The organism is Stagnihabitans tardus (genome assembly GCF_009925085.1).
In the GTDB taxonomy this organism is placed as follows: Bacteria; Pseudomonadota; Alphaproteobacteria; order Rhodobacterales; family Rhodobacteraceae; genus Stagnihabitans; species Stagnihabitans tardus.
This window is the reverse complement of sequence record NZ_JAABNR010000010.1, coordinates 144,500-161,022: the sequence shown is the minus strand read 5'-3', so window position 1 is coordinate 161,022 and position 16,523 is coordinate 144,500. Positions and strand designations below refer to the sequence as shown.

The 16,523-nt window shown below is 67.7% G+C and carries 20 protein-coding genes and 1 riboswitch; of the genes, 11 read left to right on the top strand and 9 right to left on the bottom strand.

The window, feature by feature from the left end:
* Positions 1-52 precede the first annotated feature (52 nt).
* The 3 genes from add to GV832_RS12265 all read left to right on the top strand — a co-directional run bounded on the left by add (position 53) and on the right by GV832_RS12265 (position 2,679).
* A complete protein-coding gene (gene add / locus GV832_RS12275) occupies positions 53-1,015 on the top strand; it encodes an adenosine deaminase (protein WP_354001958.1) in 963 nt (320 codons plus the stop codon).
* Positions 1,016-1,645, top strand: a complete 630-nt coding sequence (upp, locus tag GV832_RS12270; RefSeq protein WP_168775164.1) for a uracil phosphoribosyltransferase — start codon at positions 1,016-1,018, stop codon at positions 1,643-1,645. It begins immediately after the preceding gene.
* An 89-nt stretch (positions 1,646-1,734) separates the two neighbouring features.
* Positions 1,735-2,679 carry an SPOR domain-containing protein gene (locus tag GV832_RS12265; RefSeq protein WP_168775163.1) on the top strand — a complete coding sequence of 315 codons (945 nt, stop codon included), beginning with the start codon at positions 1,735-1,737 and terminating at the stop codon, positions 2,677-2,679.
* A gap of 57 nt (positions 2,680-2,736) precedes the next feature.
* Here the strand turns inward: GV832_RS12265 and GV832_RS12260 are convergent, their stop codons facing one another.
* Entirely contained in the window at positions 2,737-3,762 is a 1,026-nt protein-coding gene (locus tag GV832_RS12260; RefSeq protein ID WP_168775162.1) for a hypothetical protein, read from the bottom strand.
* Between the two features lie 138 nt (positions 3,763-3,900).
* Between GV832_RS12260 and GV832_RS12255 the strand changes: the two genes are divergently transcribed.
* A complete protein-coding gene (locus tag GV832_RS12255; RefSeq protein ID WP_168775161.1) occupies positions 3,901-4,806 on the top strand; it encodes a DMT family transporter in 906 nt (301 codons plus the stop codon).
* Positions 4,807-4,910: 104 nt separating this feature from the next.
* On the opposite strand, the gene GV832_RS12250 is transcribed toward GV832_RS12255, so the two are convergent.
* Entirely contained in the window at positions 4,911-5,891 is a 981-nt protein-coding gene (locus GV832_RS12250; RefSeq protein WP_168775160.1) for a 2-hydroxyacid dehydrogenase, read from the bottom strand.
* Between the two features lie 160 nt (positions 5,892-6,051).
* Here GV832_RS12250 and GV832_RS12245 point away from each other — a divergent pair, with 160 nt between their 5' ends.
* The 4 genes from GV832_RS12245 (at position 6,052) to GV832_RS12230 (ending at position 10,148) form a co-directional block, all read left to right on the top strand.
* Positions 6,052-6,621 (top strand): SH3 domain-containing protein, encoded by a 570-nt coding sequence (locus GV832_RS12245; RefSeq protein WP_168775159.1) that lies wholly within the window; start codon positions 6,052-6,054, stop codon positions 6,619-6,621.
* A 112-nt stretch (positions 6,622-6,733) separates the two neighbouring features.
* Entirely contained in the window at positions 6,734-7,390 is a 657-nt protein-coding gene (locus GV832_RS12240) for a TetR family transcriptional regulator C-terminal domain-containing protein (RefSeq protein ID WP_168775158.1), read from the top strand.
* Between the two features lies 1 nt (position 7,391).
* Positions 7,392-8,570: a pyridoxal phosphate-dependent aminotransferase gene (locus GV832_RS12235; protein ID WP_168775157.1), complete on the top strand. Its 1,179-nt coding sequence runs from the start codon at positions 7,392-7,394 to the stop codon at positions 8,568-8,570.
* Positions 8,571-10,148 carry a 5-guanidino-2-oxopentanoate decarboxylase gene (locus GV832_RS12230; protein ID WP_168775156.1) on the top strand — a complete coding sequence of 526 codons (1,578 nt, stop codon included), beginning with the start codon at positions 8,571-8,573 and terminating at the stop codon, positions 10,146-10,148.
* Here the strand turns inward: GV832_RS12230 and GV832_RS12225 are convergent.
* The 4 genes from GV832_RS12225 to GV832_RS12210 form a co-directional block, all read right to left on the bottom strand.
* Positions 10,143-10,631, bottom strand: a complete 489-nt coding sequence (locus tag GV832_RS12225; protein ID WP_168775155.1) for a GNAT family N-acetyltransferase — start codon at positions 10,629-10,631, stop codon at positions 10,143-10,145. The two genes, GV832_RS12230 and GV832_RS12225, sit on opposite strands and share 6 nt — an antisense overlap.
* Positions 10,612-11,109: a GreA/GreB family elongation factor gene (locus tag GV832_RS12220; RefSeq protein ID WP_168775154.1), complete on the bottom strand. Its 498-nt coding sequence runs from the start codon at positions 11,107-11,109 to the stop codon at positions 10,612-10,614. The genes GV832_RS12225 and GV832_RS12220 overlap by 20 nt, the downstream gene beginning before the upstream one ends.
* Entirely contained in the window at positions 11,106-11,555 is a 450-nt protein-coding gene (locus GV832_RS12215) for an NUDIX domain-containing protein (RefSeq protein ID WP_168775153.1), read from the bottom strand. The genes GV832_RS12220 and GV832_RS12215 overlap by 4 nt, the downstream gene beginning before the upstream one ends.
* Positions 11,556-11,710: 155 nt before the next feature.
* Entirely contained in the window at positions 11,711-12,625 is a 915-nt protein-coding gene (locus tag GV832_RS12210) for a DMT family transporter (protein ID WP_168775152.1), read from the bottom strand.
* Positions 12,626-12,699: 74 nt separating this feature from the next.
* Positions 12,700-12,825, bottom strand: a riboswitch (FMN riboswitch).
* Between the two features lie 269 nt (positions 12,826-13,094).
* Between GV832_RS12210 and GV832_RS12205 the strand changes: the two genes are divergently transcribed.
* Positions 13,095-13,835, top strand: coding sequence for a lipase family protein (locus GV832_RS12205; protein WP_168775151.1), 741 nt, complete (start codon positions 13,095-13,097; stop codon positions 13,833-13,835).
* A gap of 9 nt (positions 13,836-13,844) precedes the next feature.
* Here the strand turns inward: GV832_RS12205 and GV832_RS12200 are convergent, their stop codons facing one another.
* From GV832_RS12200 to GV832_RS12190, 3 genes are read right to left on the bottom strand one after another with little or no spacing between them, the layout of a single operon-like run.
* Positions 13,845-14,894: a 5-(carboxyamino)imidazole ribonucleotide synthase gene (locus tag GV832_RS12200; protein ID WP_168775150.1), complete on the bottom strand. Its 1,050-nt coding sequence runs from the start codon at positions 14,892-14,894 to the stop codon at positions 13,845-13,847.
* Positions 14,887-15,369, bottom strand: a complete 483-nt coding sequence (gene purE / locus GV832_RS12195) for a 5-(carboxyamino)imidazole ribonucleotide mutase (RefSeq protein WP_168775149.1) — start codon at positions 15,367-15,369, stop codon at positions 14,887-14,889. The genes GV832_RS12200 and purE overlap by 8 nt, the downstream gene beginning before the upstream one ends.
* A 51-nt stretch (positions 15,370-15,420) precedes the next feature.
* Entirely contained in the window at positions 15,421-15,639 is a 219-nt protein-coding gene (locus tag GV832_RS12190) for a YdcH family protein (protein WP_168775148.1), read from the bottom strand.
* Between the two features lie 182 nt (positions 15,640-15,821).
* Between GV832_RS12190 and GV832_RS12185 the strand changes: the two genes are divergently transcribed.
* Both GV832_RS12185 and GV832_RS12180 read left to right on the top strand, forming a co-directional pair.
* Positions 15,822-16,235, top strand: a complete 414-nt coding sequence (locus GV832_RS12185; protein WP_168775147.1) for an Hsp20 family protein — start codon at positions 15,822-15,824, stop codon at positions 16,233-16,235.
* Positions 16,236-16,244: 9 nt separating this feature from the next.
* A complete protein-coding gene (locus GV832_RS12180; RefSeq protein WP_168775146.1) occupies positions 16,245-16,469 on the top strand; it encodes a DUF1150 family protein in 225 nt (74 codons plus the stop codon).
* Positions 16,470-16,523: the final 54 nt, after the last annotated feature.

Sequence of the window (16,523 nt, the reverse complement as noted above, 5' to 3'; positions counted from 1 at the left end):
ATTTGAGCAAGCATGAAGGACGGACCGCTCTTGAGGGGCGGGCCGTTCGGGAGTGGGCATGAAGAAGATCGAACTGCATCTGCATCTGGAAGGGGCGGCGCCTCCGGCTTTTATCCGGGGGCTGGCGCGGGAGAAGAAGGTCGATATCTCCGGCATCTTCGATGAGCGGGGGGGATATCGGTTCTCGGGATTCCCGGAGTTCGTGCGGGTCTACGAGGCGGCGGTCTCGGTCCTGACGCGGCCCGAGGATTATGCGCGGCTGATGCGGGCGGTCTTGGAGGCTCAAGTCGAGGAGGGGGTGGTCTATGCGGAACACTTCCTCTGCCCCGATTATTGCGGTGGGGGCGATGTCGGGGCCTTTCGCGAATATGTCTTGGCCATGGAGGAGGCGGCGGCCTCGGTGCCGGAGATCACGGTGCGGGGGATTGCCCTGATGATCCGGCATATGGACCCGATGCAGGGCCGCCGCGCGGCGCTTTGTGCGGCGGAGGTTGCGGGGGGCTTTGTCACCGGCATCGGCGTGGCGGGCAATGAGCGGATGGGCGCGCTCAGGGACTTCGCCTGGGGGATCGACTGCGGGCGCGAGGCGGGGCTTGGCCTGACGCTCCATGCCGGGGAGCTGAAAGGGCCCGAAGAGGTGCGCGAGGCCCTGGCGCTCGGGGCGCGCCGGATTGGCCATGGGGTCAGGGCCATCGAGGACCTGGCCCTGGTCGACGAGATCGCCGAGGCGGGGGTAGTTCTGGAATGCTGCCCGGGGTCGAACATGGCGCTGGGGCTTTACCCCGGCTGGCGCAAGCATCCGATTGGCGAGCTGTTCCACCGGGGCGTCAAGGTCACCGTCTCGACCGATGATCCGCCGTTTTTCCATACGACCCTGCGGCGGGAGTATGAGCTCTTGTCAGAGGCCTTCGACTGGGACGAGGGGGTTTTCGCGACCCTCAACCGCTGGGCGCTTGACGCGGCTTTCTGCGACAAGGATACGAAGGAGAAGATCGCCAAGCTGATGGAGCGCTGAATGGAACCCCTGATCGTCGTGAGCCACCCCTTGGTGCAGCACAAGCTGACCCTGATGCGGGAGAAGGACACCTCCACCGCCTCCTTCCGCCAGCTTCTGCGCGAGATCTCCCTGCTTTTGGCCTATGAGGTCACGCGCAACCTGCCGATGACGACGAAATCCATCGAGACGCCGCTGTGTCCGATGGAGGCCCCGGCGATTGACGGCAAGAAGCTGGCCCTGGTCTCGATCCTGCGGGCGGGGAACGGGCTGTTGGATGGCATCCTCGAGCTGATCCCGGCGGCAAGGGTCGGGTTCGTCGGCATGTACCGCGACCCCGAGACGCTGCAGCCGGTGCAGTATTACTGCAAGCTGCCCGACCATTTGGACGAGCGCATCTCGATCGTCGTCGATCCGATGCTGGCCACGGGGAACTCTTCGGCGGCCGCGGTGAGCCTGTTGAAGGAGAAGGGGGCGAAGAACATCCGCTTCCTCTGCCTTTTGGCCGCGCCCGAGGGGATCAAGCATATGCAAGAGGTCCATCCCGATGTGCAGATCGTCACGGCCTCGGTCGACAGCCATCTGAACGACCATGGCTATATCGTTCCGGGCCTAGGGGATGCGGGCGACCGGATGTTCGGCACCAAATAAGGGGCAAATCGCCGCTTGATCCGGTGATCTTCCTTTACTTGGAAACAATCCTGATTCATGATTCGTCCAAAACAAGAATGAGGGCGAGCATGCGTGTCAGGATTTGGGGTCCGGCTTTGGCCGGAGCCGTGCTTATGGCCTTGGCCGGAACGGCGGGGGCGCAGTCGCTGCGTCAGGTGACGGCCCCTGCCAATCCGCCGCCTGCGGGATTCAAGGGCCAGCAGTTCATTGACAGCCGGGGCTGCGTCTTTGTCCGTGCGGGCTTCGACGGGCGGGTGAACTGGGTGCCGCGCATCGACGGCTCCCGTCGGCCGATCTGCGGGATGCAACCGACCGGCTCGGCGCGCCCGCCGCAGGTGGCCGAAGAGCTGCCGGCTGCGGCTCCGGTCGTCGTGGCAGAGGCCCCGGCGCCGCAGGCCCCAACGACGCAGGCCCAGCCTCGGACCCCGGGCAAGGGGCTCTTCGCCTTCCTCTTTGCCCCCGCCGCGCCCCGGGCTCCTGCCCCCGTCGCCCAGCCTGTCGCCCTGCCCGTCGTGACCCAGGCGGCGCCCGAAGTCACCGTGACCTTCACCGAACCGGTGCGCCGCACCCTGCCCAAGCCCCCGAAGGGCTGGGCCTATGCCTGGAAGGACGACCGGCTGAACCCGATGCGCGGCGTGGGCACGCCTGCGGGCCAGGCCGCGCAGGACCGGCTTTACACGCAAGAGGTCCCCATGGTGCTGATCGCCGACCTGCCCGCAAAGGAGCAGCCCAAGGCGCAACCCCGCGCCCAGGCCTCCCGCGTGACCCTGGCCACCATGTCGGCGCCAGAGGCGGCGCAGGGTGGCATCCTGGTGCAGGTCGGCTGCTTTGGTGACCCGTCCAATGCCGAAAGGGCGGCGGGCAAGATCGCGGGCCTTGGGCTTCCGGTCTCGACCGGCAGCCAGAAGGGGCTGAAAGTGGTCATGGCCGGGCCCTTCGCCTCGGCCGCCGAGGCCCAGGCCGGGCTGAGTGCCCTGCGGGCGGCGGGCTTTGCGGATGCCTTTGTGCGCTGAGGTGGTTGGCGCAGGTCTTCCTGCGCAAAACCGGTTCCCACTTTTGCGCGACCTGCCTCAGGTCGCGCAGATGCCCTGAAGGCTGATCCAGTCGTTGTCACTGATCACCGGGGCCGGGGAGCGGCCCTGGAACGGGTCGCCCTCGATCAGCGGCAGGATATCGGTCTCGGGGTCCAGCGACTTGGCATAGGGCGTCGAGGAGAGGCCCAGGGTCTTGAAGGCCTCGAGCAGGGGTTCGGTCGGCGCCTCGGCCCGGGTGGAGAGCGCGGCCTCGGCATAGCCTTCGACCGCGCCTTCGGGGAGGACCCCGCTGGTCAGAAGCCGCGTGGTCGAGATCAGGCCCGCGTGATGCAGAAGGGGGACGACCGGATCGGCCTCCTTGGCGGCGACCAATGCCGCGAGGATCCGGCCAAGGACGGGCTCGGGGTCCTCGGAGGAGGTCAGGAGCCCGTTGGCCAGGAGCACGATGCCGCCGGGCAGGACCGTGACCTCTTGCGCCCCGTCGCGGACCACGGCGATTTCGCCCACGCCCAGGGCGGCCATGCGCTGCGCAAGGGCGATGCCCGCGCGGGCGCCCAGGGGCTCGGCGCAGGGGGAGCCCGTCAGGCGCTGCGCATCGGCCAGGGCCATCTTGCCGATCTGCACCCGCGTCGCCGTGGGCAGGACCGAGGCCGTATACGAGATCATCGCATCGGGCAGCCAAATGAGCAGCGCCAGCGCCGCCACCCCCGCGCCCAGCGCCACGGCACCGCCCCGCAGCCGACCGGGGCGCGGACGGCGGCGGATCAGGGTCGTATGGACGACCTCCAAGGCCGCGATCATGTCGGGGTCTTCCAGCTCGATCGTCTCCGAGGGCCCGCCCTCATCGGTGCGGCCCGGGGTAAAGACGGCGGGCATCTCGCCGGGGTTCACCCGTTCGACGGAAGGAAGGGACCAATGCGACAGCGCCATCTCGGTGCGCGGATCGGCAAAGACCAGCGTCGTCTCGCGCAGGCCCACGACGACCTCGCGCAGCTGTGCCGAGGGCGTCAGGCGCCAAAGCCCGGTGCATTCCAGTCGCTGGTATTTCTCAAGGGCGGTCATTGCGCCTGCATTGCCTGTTTTGCCCCACCCTAACCCCAAGGGCGGGGCTTCACAATCACAAGCCTTGGCTTGGGCAAAGCGTCGCCCAAAGGTCGCATTCAGGCGGGAAAAGCGGGCCGGGGCGGGGTTGATGGGGGGATGACAGAGAACCGCAACCTCAAAGCCCTTGGGATGATCGTCGTCTATGCCACGATCATCGGATTCACCGACAATTTCGTGAAGGTCATCGCCGACCAGGCGGGGCTGTGGCAGTTCCATGCCACGCGGACGGTTATGGCGGTGGCGCTTCTGTGGGCCGTGGCGCGGCCCCTGGGCCTGCGGCTGGGGATGGTGGTGCCACGTATGGTCGTGGCGCGCTCCTTCATCCACGGCTGCGCCATGGTGATCTATTTCGGCGCCCTGGGGTTCCTGCCCGTGGCCCTGGTCGCCGCAGGCCTCTTCACCGCGCCGATCTTCGTCCTGTTGATCGAGCGGCTCTTCTACGGCGCGCCCATCAGCGCCCTTGGGGCGCTTGCCGTGGCGCTTGGCTTTGCGGGGGTGGTGATGGTCCTGGGCCCCGAGGCCTTTGCGGGCGCCTCCTTGCCCGCGCTTCTGCCGGTCATCGCCGGGGCGCTTTACGCCATGGGCAATATCGCCACCCGCCGCTGGTGCCCGCAGGAAAGCGCCGAGACGCTGCTGGCGGGCTTCTTCATCGCGCTTGGCATCGCAGGCGCCATCGGCATGGTGGTGCTAAGCCTTCACCCCCTGATCGTCCCCGCAGGCCCCGAGGGCTTCCTGCTGCGCGGCCCCGTGGTGCCGACGGGTGCCTTCTGGTTCTGGACCTTCGTCCAGGCGGCAGGGTCTTTGTTGGGCGTAGGCCTCATGGTCCGCGCCTATCAGATCGCCGAGGCCAGCCGGGTCTCGGTCATGGAATATGTCATCCTGCCCGCCTCGGCCGCCTGGACCTGGGTGCTGTGGGGCGAGGGTCTCAGCCCGCTCGCCGTCGCGGGCATGGCGCTGATCGTGGCGGCGGGGGTGCTGATCTCGGTGACGAAAAGGGCCTGAACGCGTCCCCGGCGTGAAGCTGCTCCGGGCCCCGACCCGGAGCCTCCTGTCACCAAGCGTGAGGTTCCCGCCTGCGCGGGAACGGCCAGGCGCTGGGGGCGCGGTTACAGCATCCCCGGAACCACCTGATCCGGGGGCCTGTGCCCATCGGCAAAGGTCTTGATGTTGATGATCACCTTCTCGCCCATCTCGACCCGGCCTTCCACCGTGGCCGAGCCCATATGCGGCAGAAGCACGACGTTCGGCAGCTCTTGCAGCCTCGGGTTCACCCGCCCGTTCTCCAGCACATCCAAGCCCGCCCCCGCGATCTCGCCGGCCCGCAAGCCGCGTGTCAGGGCGTTTTCGTCGATCACCTCGCCCCGAGAGGTGTTCACGATCACCGCCGAGGGCTTCAAGAGCTTCAGCCGCCGCGCGTTCATCAGGTGGAAGGTCGCGGGCGTATGCGGGCAGTTGATCGAGATGATGTCCATCCGCGAGACCATCTGATCGAGGCTCTCCCACCAGGTCGCCTCGACCTCGGCCTCGACCTCGGGGCGCAGGCGCTTGCGGTTGTGGTAATGGACCTGGAGCCCGAAGGCCCGCGCCCGCCGCGCCACGGCCTGGCCGATCCGGCCCATGCCGAGGATCCCCAGCCGCCGCCCCGCCATCCGCCCGCCCAGGAAGCCCATCGGAGACCACCCGGCCCATTCGCCCTTCATCGCCGCCAGCCCCTCGGGGATGCGCCGCGTCACGGCCAGCATCAGCGCAATCGCCATATCGGCCGTGTCATCCGTCGTCACGCCCGGCGTGTTGGACACAAGGATCCCCTTGGCCCGCGCGGTCGAGACGTCGATATGGTCCACCCCCGCCCCGTAATTCGCGATCAGCTTCAGCCTCGGCCCCGCCTGGCCGATCAGCCCCGCGTCGATCTTGTCGGTGATCGTGGGCACCAGGACATCGCAGCGCCCCATGGCCTCGGCCAGCTCCTCCCGGGTCATCGGGCTGTCCGGATCGCGGAGCTCGACATCGAAGAGCTCCTTCAACCGCGTCTCCACCACCTGCGGCAAAGCCCTCGTCACCACGACATTCAGACGTGATCCCCCCATGACGCACCCTCCCTTCCCAATTCCGGCCTTTGATGGCAAAGTGAGGCCTTGCGGCACCAAGCACAAGCCCGGGCGCAACACCCGGTGACAACAGGACGCAGGCGCCAGGCGAGCAGGACAGATGATGCGCGTTGACCTTAAGGCGGGGCTTGGGGCCCTGATGATCCTGGGATGGGCCTTTGCGGCCGGCGCCCCCATGGCCTGGGGCCAAGAGGCCTCGATCGAGGAACAGGCCGAGGGCGGCGATGCCAAGGCCATGGCCAAGGCGCCCAAGACCCGCGACGAGACGCCGCGCGACCCCTCCAAGGGTGCGGTCACCGGCCTGCCCATCCCGCGCTATGTCAGCCTCAAGGGCACCGAGGGCAATGCGCGGCGCGGCCCGGGCCTCACCCACCGCATCGACTGGGTCTTCACCCGCGAGGGCATGCCCTTGAAGATCACCGCTGAATACGAACACTGGCGAAGGGTCGAGGATGCCGATGGCGCGGGCGGCTGGATTCATTACATGCTGCTTTCCGGCGTGCGCTCGGTCCTGGTCACCAAGGACATGGCCGAGGCCCATTCGGCGCCCGACGAGGGCTCGGAGGTCCTGTTCCAGAACGAGCTGAATGTCGTGGGGCGGCTGGTGCAATGCGTGCCGGACTGGTGCCGCATTATGGTCGAGGGCGAAAAGGGCTGGCTGCCCAAGGCCGACCTCTGGGGCGTGAAGCCGGACGAGATCTTCCCCTGACGCGAGGGAAACCCGACAGGCCCGTCAATTATTGCAACGCAAGCCCTTCCCCGGCTTGCGGCGCGGTCGAATCTGTTCCAAGAATTATCCGACCGGATAACAAGGCCCTCCCATGTCCAGCGAACGCAAGCCCTATCGCCGCGAGGCGGAAGACAAGCGCCGTCAGGCCTTGGTCGAGGCGACCCTGGCGCTTGTGGCCGAGGGGGGGGCGCAAAATGCCACGGTGCGGGCCATTGCGGAACGGGCGGGGGTGACGGCGGGGCTGATCCGGCACTATTTCCAGTCCAAGGACCAGCTTCTGATCGCAGCCTATCGCCACCTCATGAACCGCATGACCGACGATTCGGCCTCGGTCCTGCGCGCGGCCCCCCATGCGCCCGAGGCCCGGCTGGCGGCCTTCGTCGCGGCCTCGCTGACCGCGCCGGTCGTCGATCCCGAGGCGCTGATGCTTTGGGCGACCTTCCTGCAAGAGACCCGCCGCGACCCGGTGATGCATGACACCCATGCGCAGACCTACCTGGGCTATCGCGACAGGCTTCAGGGCCTGATCGCCGCCCTGCCCGGCGACTGGCCCGAGCCCCATGCCCGCCGCATGGCCATCGCCTGCAACGCGGTGATCGACGGCCTGTGGATGGAGGGTTGCGCCCTGCCCGAGGCCTTTGCACCGGGCGAGCTGGCCGAACTGGGAATCCGTTCGGTGGGCTCGATATTGGGGGTTGATCTGACCCCCTGGCTTCTTCTCTCCGCGCCGATCCTGGCAGAGGTCTGACATGCGTTACGCGCCCATCACCGAACGTCTTCAAGGGCTTGGCGGCGCCAAGTGGGAGGTCCATGCCATGGCCAAGGCCATGATGCAGACCGGCCAGGAGGTCATCCCCCTGACCATCGGCGAACCCGATGTGCCGCCCCCCGAAGAGCTCTTCGACAAGGCCAATGCCGCGATGCGCGCCGGGCGCTATGGCTATTCCAACGGGCGTGGCGAGCCTGGCCTGCTGGCGGCGCTCGCCGCCCGCTATACCAAGCGCACGGGCCGCACCATCGGCCCCAACCAGATCATGTGTTTCCCCGGCACCCAGACTTCGCTTTATGCCGTCCTGACCGGCCTCGTCGGCCCCGGCGACGAGGTCCTGGTGGGTGACCCGATGTATGCGACCTACGAGGCCGTGATCCGGGCCCCCGGCGCCAGCGTCGTCCCCGTCCCCCTGCGCCCCGAAAACGGCTTCCGCATGGCCGCCGAGGACGTCGCCGCCCGCATCACCCCCGCCTCCCGCGTGCTCTTCCTGAACACGCCGCACAATCCGACCGGCGCCGTCCTGACCCGCGAGGACCTGATGGCCCTGGGGCGGCTGGCCCGCGAGCACAACCTCTGGATCCTCTCCGACGAGGTCTATGAAGAGCTGATCTTCGGCGGAGAATTCCTCTCTCCGCTGGATATCCCCGACTTCGCCGAACGGACCATCGTGGTGTCGTCCATCTCGAAATCCCACGCCGCCCCGGGCTTCCGTTCGGGCTGGGCCGTGGGTCCGGGCGAGTTCATGGCAAGGCTTCTGCCCGTGGCCGAGACCATGCTTTTCGGCAACCAGCCCTTCATCGCCGACATGACCGCGCTCGCCGTCTCGCGCCCCTCTCCGGTCGCGCCGGGCATGGTGGAACGTTTCTCCCGCCGGGCGCGGCTCTTGAAAGAGGCCCTGCACGGCGTCAACGCGGTTCATGTCCATGAACCCCAGGCCGGGATGTTCTCGGTCGTCGATATCCGCGCCACGGGGCTTTCGGGCGAGGATTTCGCGCGCAAGCTCCTGCTCGAGGAACGCGTGGCCGTCATGCCGGGCGAGAGCTTCGGCCCCAGCCTGAACGGCTGGCTGCGGATATCTTTGACCCGCAGCGACGCCGAAATCACCGAGGCCTGCCGCCGCATCGCGGCCTTTATCGCCCGCCGGATGGAGGCGTGAATGAGAACCGTTGGGGAAAGACTGGTCGAGGGCTTGGCGGCGCGGGGGGTGAAGGTCGTCTTCGGCATCCCCGGGGTCCATACGGTGGAGCTGTACCGGGGCCTCTCCGAAAGCCCGGTCCGCCATGTGACCGCGCGCCACGAACAGGGCTGCGCCTTCATGGCCGATGGCTATGCGCGGGCAAGCGGCCAACCCGGGGTGGCCTTCGTGATCACGGGGCCCGGGATCACCAATGCGATCACCGCCATGGCGCAAAGCCGCGAGGACAGCGTGCCCGTCCTGGTGATCTCGGGCGTCAACCGCCGCGACAGCTTGGGGCGCGGCCTGGGGCGGCTCCATGAACTCCCCGATCAGGGCGCGATGATTGCGACGCTCTGCCCGACCCGCCAGATCACCGCGCCGGAAGAGGTGGGCCCCGTGCTCGACTGGGCCTGGGCCCTTTTGACCACCGGTCGCCCGGGCCCCGTCCATATCGAGGTCCCGACCGATGTCATGCCCCTGCCCTGCCCGCCCCTCGCTCCCCCCGCCGCTCCGGCCCCCGAGCCGGAGCCTCCTGCGGATCAGCTGGCCCAGGCGGCCGGGCTTCTGAACGCCGCCCACCGCGTGGTGATCCTGGCCGGAGGCGGCGCGCGCGGCCAGGAGGCCAAGCTGAAAGCCCTGGCCGAGGCGCTCGACGCCCCCGTCATCCAGACCACCAATGCGCGCGGCATGATGCATGGCCATCCGCTGGTGGTCCCCGCCTCGCCCAGCCTCGCCCCGGTGCGCGACCTGATCCAGGGCGCAGACCAGATTCTGGCGGTCGGCACCGAGATCGGCCAGACCGATTACGACATGTATGCCGATGACGGCCTGCCCGACCTCTCGGCCATGATCCGCATCGACCGCGACCCGGCGCAACTGGCGCGCTGGACGGCCGCCCTGCCGCTCCTCGGCGATGCCGGGGCGACCATGGCGGCGCTTCTGCCGCGGGTCACCCCGCGGAGCCGCGAGGGCGCCGCAAGGGCCGAGGCCACCCGCCACGCCGCCCGCGCCATCCTGGGCGATCTTTCCGCCACCATGCCCGGCCAGCTCGACATGGTCGAGGCGATCCGCAGCGCCCTGCCCGGCGCCCAGATCGTCGGCGACAGCACCCAGCCGGTCTATGCGGGCAACCTCTATTACGACCACGACCGCCCCGGCGGCTGGTTCAACGCCGCCACCGGCTACGGAGCCCTCGGCTTCGGCCCCGGAGCCGCCGTCGGCGCCGCCATGGCCAACCCCGGCGTCAAGACCGTCTGCCTGATCGGCGACGGCGGCCTGCAATTCTCGCCCGGCGAACTCCGCACCGCCGTCGATGAGCGCCTGCCCATCACCTTCCTCGTCTGGAACAACGCTGCCTTCCGCGAGATCGCCGATGCCATGCGCGGCGCCAATACCGAGGTCATCGGCTGCCACCCCTCGCCCTTGCGGATGGAGCCCTTCGCCGCCGCCTGCGACCTGCCCTTCACCTCTGTCCCCCAGGACCCCGATGTCCTGCATTGGGCGCTGAGCCAGCCCTGCGACGGGCCGCGCCTGATCGAGGTGCGCGTGACGCTATAGGGTCTTCACCAGCCGATGCACGCGGTGGAGGATCCCATTCTCCTCCATCTCGCGCATGACGCCGGTCGGACCAAAGCCCATCCGCTCCCAAAAGGCGCGGCCCCTCGGGTTGGCCTCCAGCACCGCGAGGTAAAGCCTCGGGCAGCCGCGTCCCCGGGCGAGGCCCTCGACATGGGCCAGGAAATCCGCCCCCTGCCCCCGTGACCGCGCCCGGGGGGCGAGGATCATCAGGCCCAGGTAGGCATCCTCGGCGCTTGGAAAGCCGAAGGAGAGCTCCGCCACCCCCTCCAGCCCCTCCCCCCAAAGCCCCAGGCGATGCGACACCGCCGGATCGCAACCGGGGGGGCCAGCGGTCAGCATCTCTTCGACATCCTCCGCGACGGGATCGCGGCCCAGCCAAAGCTGATAGTAATCCCGCGCCTCGGTCAGGAGACCCAGGATCGCATCGCGGTCGGCTGCGGGATCAAGGGATCGGATCGGCATGGGCAATCTCCAAGACTTCCAACGTCAGCGCACCAGAGGGCCTGCGCCAGACGACCTCATCCCCCAGCCGCGCCCCGATCAGGGCCCGCGCCAGGGGGGCATGGGGCGTGATGCGGCCCAGGGCGGGGTCGGCCTCATCCTCGCCGGTGATCTCGTACCAGGCCTCGCCCTGGGGCCCCGCCACCCGCACCCGCAGGCCAAAGGCGACCTCATCCAGGCTCGCCGGAGGCTCCACCAGGATCGCGCTTTTCAACCGCGCCTCGAGGTAACGGATATCCCGCTCGGCCGCAGCCTCGGGCAGCTTGTCCAGCCGCTCCGCCCGGGCCTTCAGGGCGGCGAGGGCCTCTTGCCGGTCGCGCAACCGGGCCTGAAGCGCGGCCAGCCCGCGTGCCGTGACGAAATTCGGCTGGGAGGAGATCGGCAGGTCCGGCAAGGGCTCCAGCGAGCCATCGCCCTCCTTGACGAAGGCGCGGCTCATGGGACGATGACCTCCAGCGGGTCGTAATGGCAGCCCTCGCCCCAGGCGGCCTCGGCCAGGCTGTCGGGCTTGAAGCGGATGCCCGCCATCTCGGCCCGCGAGAAGAAGCGCCGCTGGGTGACGACCGCCTCGGGATCGACCCAGGCGGGGTCGATCACCCCGGCGGTGACCTTGCAGCGGAAAAACAGATCGACCTGGTGGAACCCGGTCTTCGGATCATGGAACTCGTTGACCAGCGCGGGCGCCCCGACCTCCACCGTCAACCCCGTCTCCTCCATCACCTCCCGCGCGAGGTTCTCGGGCAGCGAGGCCCCCGGCTCCACCCCGCCTCCCGGCGCACACCAGAGGTCAGATGTCCCGCCCGGATAGGCATTGACCAGAAGCAGCCGATCCCCATGAAGGATCAGTGCCCGCACCGCCAGACGAGGAAAGCGTTTCACAGCCATTGCGGCAGCCTATCCCCGGCGCCCGAAATGTCCAGAGGCCGCCCGGAGCGCGGGCGGCCTCTGTCGCAAGGGAGTATTTGAACCAAATTGAAAGACCAAGGCTGCTTTCAATTTGGCCCAAATATCTCCGGGGGGTTTGGGGGGCAGCGCCCCCCTTACGCGGCCAGGGCCTGCGGGCCCTCGACCTTGCGGCCGCTCCACAGCAAGTAAAGCGAGCCCGCCAGGATCAGCGCCACGCCGAACCAGATATTGCCCTCGGGCCAATAGCCGAAGACGATGCCATAGATCAGGATGTTCGAGATCAGCTTCAGGTCGTCGAAGGGCTGGACAAAGGCCGCATCCGCCGCCGCATAGGACCAGGTCAGCAGGTATTGCGCCGCCATCATGATCACGCCGCCAAGGATCAGCCACATCAGGATCTGGCCCGTGGGCAGCTCGAAGCCCGCATGGATCGACAGTGCCGCGTTGATCGGCGTCAAGAGCACCAAAAGCCACAGCGTGATCGAGGGCGCGCTTTCGGTCCGGGTCAGGACCTTGGTCAAGAGCGACGACCCCGCCCAAAGCACCGCAGCCCCCACCGGATAGAGCATCGCCGCCGTCAGCCCCGTGGTCCAGAGCCCCGAGACGATCGTGGCCCCCGCCAGCCCGACCGCCGCCGCGATCCAGCGCGGCGCGCTCACCGTCTCGCCCAGGAAAAGCGCCGCGCCAACCAGCACGAAGATCGGCGAGGTCATGACGAGCGAAATCACCTGCCAGATCGGCACCTGGTTGGCGAGGCTCATGACGAAAAGCAGCACCCCAAGCGCCGAGACCACGACGCGCACCAGGTGCAGCACCGGCCGCCTTGTCTTGAACCCGGCCAGGCCATGGCGCAGGATGAAGGGGGCCGAGAACAGCGTCGCGATCAGGTATTGCCAGAAGGTGTCGGACTGCGGCTTGAAGCCCAGGCCGCCCCATTCGGCCGGCGAGGTGATCACATAAGTCACCGCATTGGCCGCCGCAAAGCATATGCCCGCCAGCACCATGAAGGCCGCGCCCTTCAGGTTTTGTGTCATGCCATTCTGAGTCATGGTTGTCTCCTTTCAATGACCACCTGTGACCCAGGGAGATCATGAGGAGACAGGCCCGCGAAAACGGGCCTGGCACTCATTCTCTTTCATCCGGACTATACCGTCGGCCCCGGAGTTCCACCGGATCTGCTGACCCTCCGAAGAGGCGCTCGCGGGCTGTCACCGCCGGTGGGGAATTGCACCCCGCCCTGAGAATACCGGGAAAGCCCCGGCCTCATGGGCTTAGCCGCTTTCCCCCCATCGATCAAGCGGGCCCGACCTGCCCTGTCGCAAAAGACATGTGCAGCCCTGCGCAGGCCGCCCTGCGGGGCAGCCCATTCCCTGCCCCGCCCCGCACGAAGGAGATGGTTCCGCAAGCCCCCCTCTCCCTTGCTGCAAAGCGGCGGGATTTCGGGCAGGCCCCGCCTTTGGCCGACCGGGACCGCGCCTCGGCCCTTGCGCTTTGGCGGCATCGGAGGATGATGGCGCCATGCGCCGCTCCTCTGCCCTTTTCCTTGCTGCCCTTGCCGCCCTTGGCCCCCTTCCCGCCCGGGGGGAATGCGTCGTGCTCTTGCATGGGCTGGCGCGGACCGAGGCTTCGCTCTTGCTGATGGACGGCGCCTTGCGGGCGCAGGGCTATCACGTGGTCAACGAAAGCTACCCCTCGCGCGCGGCGACGGTGGCGGAGCTGGCCGAGATGGTGGGAGAGCGTGTCGCGTCCTGCCCCGCCGGGGAGAAGCTGCATTTCGTCACACATTCGATGGGCGGCATCCTCTTGCGGCTTTGGCTGCGCGACCATCGGCCCGAGAACCTGGGGCGCGTCGTGATGCTGGCCCCGCCGAACCAGGGCTCCGAGGTCGTGGATGCGCTGTCGGATTGGGCGCTCTTCAAATGGGCCAATGGGCCTGCGGGGGCCGAACTTGGCACCGGGCCCGAAGGCCCCCGCGCCCTGCCGCCGGTCGATTTCGACCTCGGCGTCATCGCGGGGACGCGGTCCTTGAACCCGATCCTCTCGCGGCTGATCCCGGGGCCGGATGACGGCAAGGTCTCGGTCGCCTCGACCAAGGTCGAGGGCATGCGCGCGCATCTGACCTTGCCGGTCAGCCACACCTTCATGATGAACTCGCCCGAGGTCATCGTCCAGGTCATGACCTATCTGGCCGAGGGCCGCTTCTCCCCGGACCTGAAATGGTCCGAGGCGCTGGGGCAGCTGTTGAAACCGAGGGCTTAAATCTGTGGCCTAGGGCTTCACGCGGTTCACATGGCCCATCTTGCGGCCCGGGCGCGGCGCGCCCTTGCCGTAAAGATGCAGGGCGGCGTGACGCTCTTTCAGGATCGCGGGGACCTTGAGCACATCGTCGCCGATCAGGTTCTCCATCACCACATCGCTGTGGCGCGACCCGTCGCCGAGGGGGAGCCCCATGACCGCGCGGATATGCTGTTCGAACTGATCCACCGCGCAGCCGTTCTGCGTCCAGTGGCCGGAGTTGTGGACCCGGGGCGCGATCTCGTTGCAGATCAGGCCCTTGGAGGTCACGAAAAGCTCCACCCCCATGACGCCGACATAATCCAGCGCATTCAGGATGCGGGCGGCGATCAGGATGGCGTCTGACCGCTGGGAGGGGGTCAGCTTGGCGGGAACCGTGGTGGTGCGCAGGATGCCGTCCTTGTGGACATTCTCGCCGGGGTCGAAACAGGCGACCGAGCCATCCAGGGCGCGGGCGGCGATGACCGAGACCTCGTGGGTGAAGTCCACGAAGCCCTCCAGCACGGAAGGCGCGCCTTGCATCGAGGCCCAGGCGGCAGCGGCCTGGGCCGGCTCCTTGATCCGCGCCTGGCCCTTGCCGTCATAGCCCAGCCGCGTGGTCTTCAGGATCGCGGGCGTGCCGATCTTGGCGATGGCCGCTTGCAGGCTGGCCTCATCGGTAACCGAGGCGTAAGGCGCGGTCACGATGCCGAGGCCGTTCAGGAAGTCCTTCTCCAGGATGCGGTCCTGAGAGGTCGCCAAGGCGCGCCGGTTCGGGCGGATCGGCTTCAGGCTTTCCAGGAGGTCGAGCGCCGAGGTCGGCACGTTTTCGAACTCATAGGTGATCACATCGACCGAAGCGGCAAAGGCGCGGAGCGCGGCCTCGTCCTCATAGGGCGCGGTCGTGACCTGGTCGGCGACATGGCCCGCCGGGGGATTGGCACCGGGCTCGTAGATATGGGTGCGGTAGCCCAGCCGCGAGGCCGCGACCGAAAGCATGCGGCCAAGCTGGCCGCCGCCCAGGATTCCTAGCGTCTCAGTCATCGACGGGCTCCTCGGGGATCGAGGCCGAAAGCGCCTCGCGCCAGGCGTCCAGACGCGCCGCAATCGCGGGATCGTTCAGCGCGAGGATCCCCGCCGCCATCAGGCCCGCATTGGCCGCCCCTGCGGCCCCGATGGCCATGGTGGCGACCGGAAAGCCCTTGGGCATTTGCAGGATGGAATAGAGGCTGTCCACCCCCGAGAGCGCCTTGGTCTGGACCGGAACGCCGATCACCGGAACCCTTGTCTTCGAGGCCATCATCCCCGGCAGATGCGCCGCCCCGCCTGCCCCCGCGATGATCACCTTGAGGCCCCGTTCGACGGCGCTCTTGCCGAAGGACCACAGCCGGTCCGGCGTGCGATGGGCCGAGACGATCTTGGCCTCGTAGGGGATCGCCAATTCATCGAGGATCTTGGCGGCTTCCTTCATGGTCGCCCAGTCGGACTGGCTTCCCATGATGATGGCAATGTCAGGCATCGGCACCTCCGTTTGGAGGGGCGATAGCGGGATTGCAGGCAAAGGGCAAGTTCAGGCGATGATATCGGGGATCATCTGGTCTTCCAGCCGCGTGATCTGGTCCTTCAGCGCCAGTTTCTGCTTTTTCAGCCGCCGCAGGGTCAGCTGATCGGGCCGGCCAGAGGTCTCCAGCGCGTAGATCGCCTCGTCCAGGTCGCGGTGTTCGCGCTTGAGGACCTCGAGCTTGATCCGCAGCATCTCTTCGAAAGACAGCGTGTTCTGGGCGTTCATGAGCGGGGCCTTCTATACGGGCATTCTGACCTGATGGTCAGTATACAGTGATTCGCGGAAAATTGGGCAAGATTCTGCGCCTATTCGAGCCCTTGCGCGGGGGCCGGGCCCGCCCCATATTCGACTTATCCGGGTGCCAGACGGGCCCGGGTCTACGATGTCGCTGACCAAGGACACCGCGCATGACGAAACTGACCTTTACCGCCCATCCCTATCTCCTGGGCTTCGAACAGCTGGAGCGGCTGGTGGAACGCACCGCCAAATCCGGGAACGAGGGCTATCCGCCCTTCAACATCGAAGCCACCTCGGACAACACCTATCGCATCACCCTGGCCGTGGCGGGTTTCCGCGACGAAGACCTGCAAATCACCGTCGAGGATCGCCAGCTGGTGATCCGCGGCCGCCAGGGCGAGGACGGGCTGGACCGTGTCTATCTGCATCGCGGCATCGCGGCGCGCGCCTTTCAGCGCAGCTTCGTGCTGGCCGATGGGGTCGAGGTCGCGGGGGCCAACCTCGACCACGGGCTCTTGCACATCGACCTGCAACGCCACGCGCCGGAAACCGTCGTTCAAACCATCCGCATTGGGCGGAAATAGGAGGTCAGCATGGATCACAAATTCGCAGGGCTGAAGACCGAGGGCGGCATCGTCTATGTTCGCCCGGTGGCCGTGGCCGACCTGCCCGACGCGCTTCAGGAACAGGTCGAGGGTCTGACCACGATCTACTCCGTCCACAAGGCCAGCGGCGAGCGCCTGGCGCTCGTCGTCAACCGCGACCTGGCCTTTGCGCTCGCGCGCGAGCACGACATGGCGCCGGTTTCGGTCCACTGAGGGGGCCCCGGGGTATACCCCGGGCTACGCGGCGGACCCAAAGCGCCCAAATGA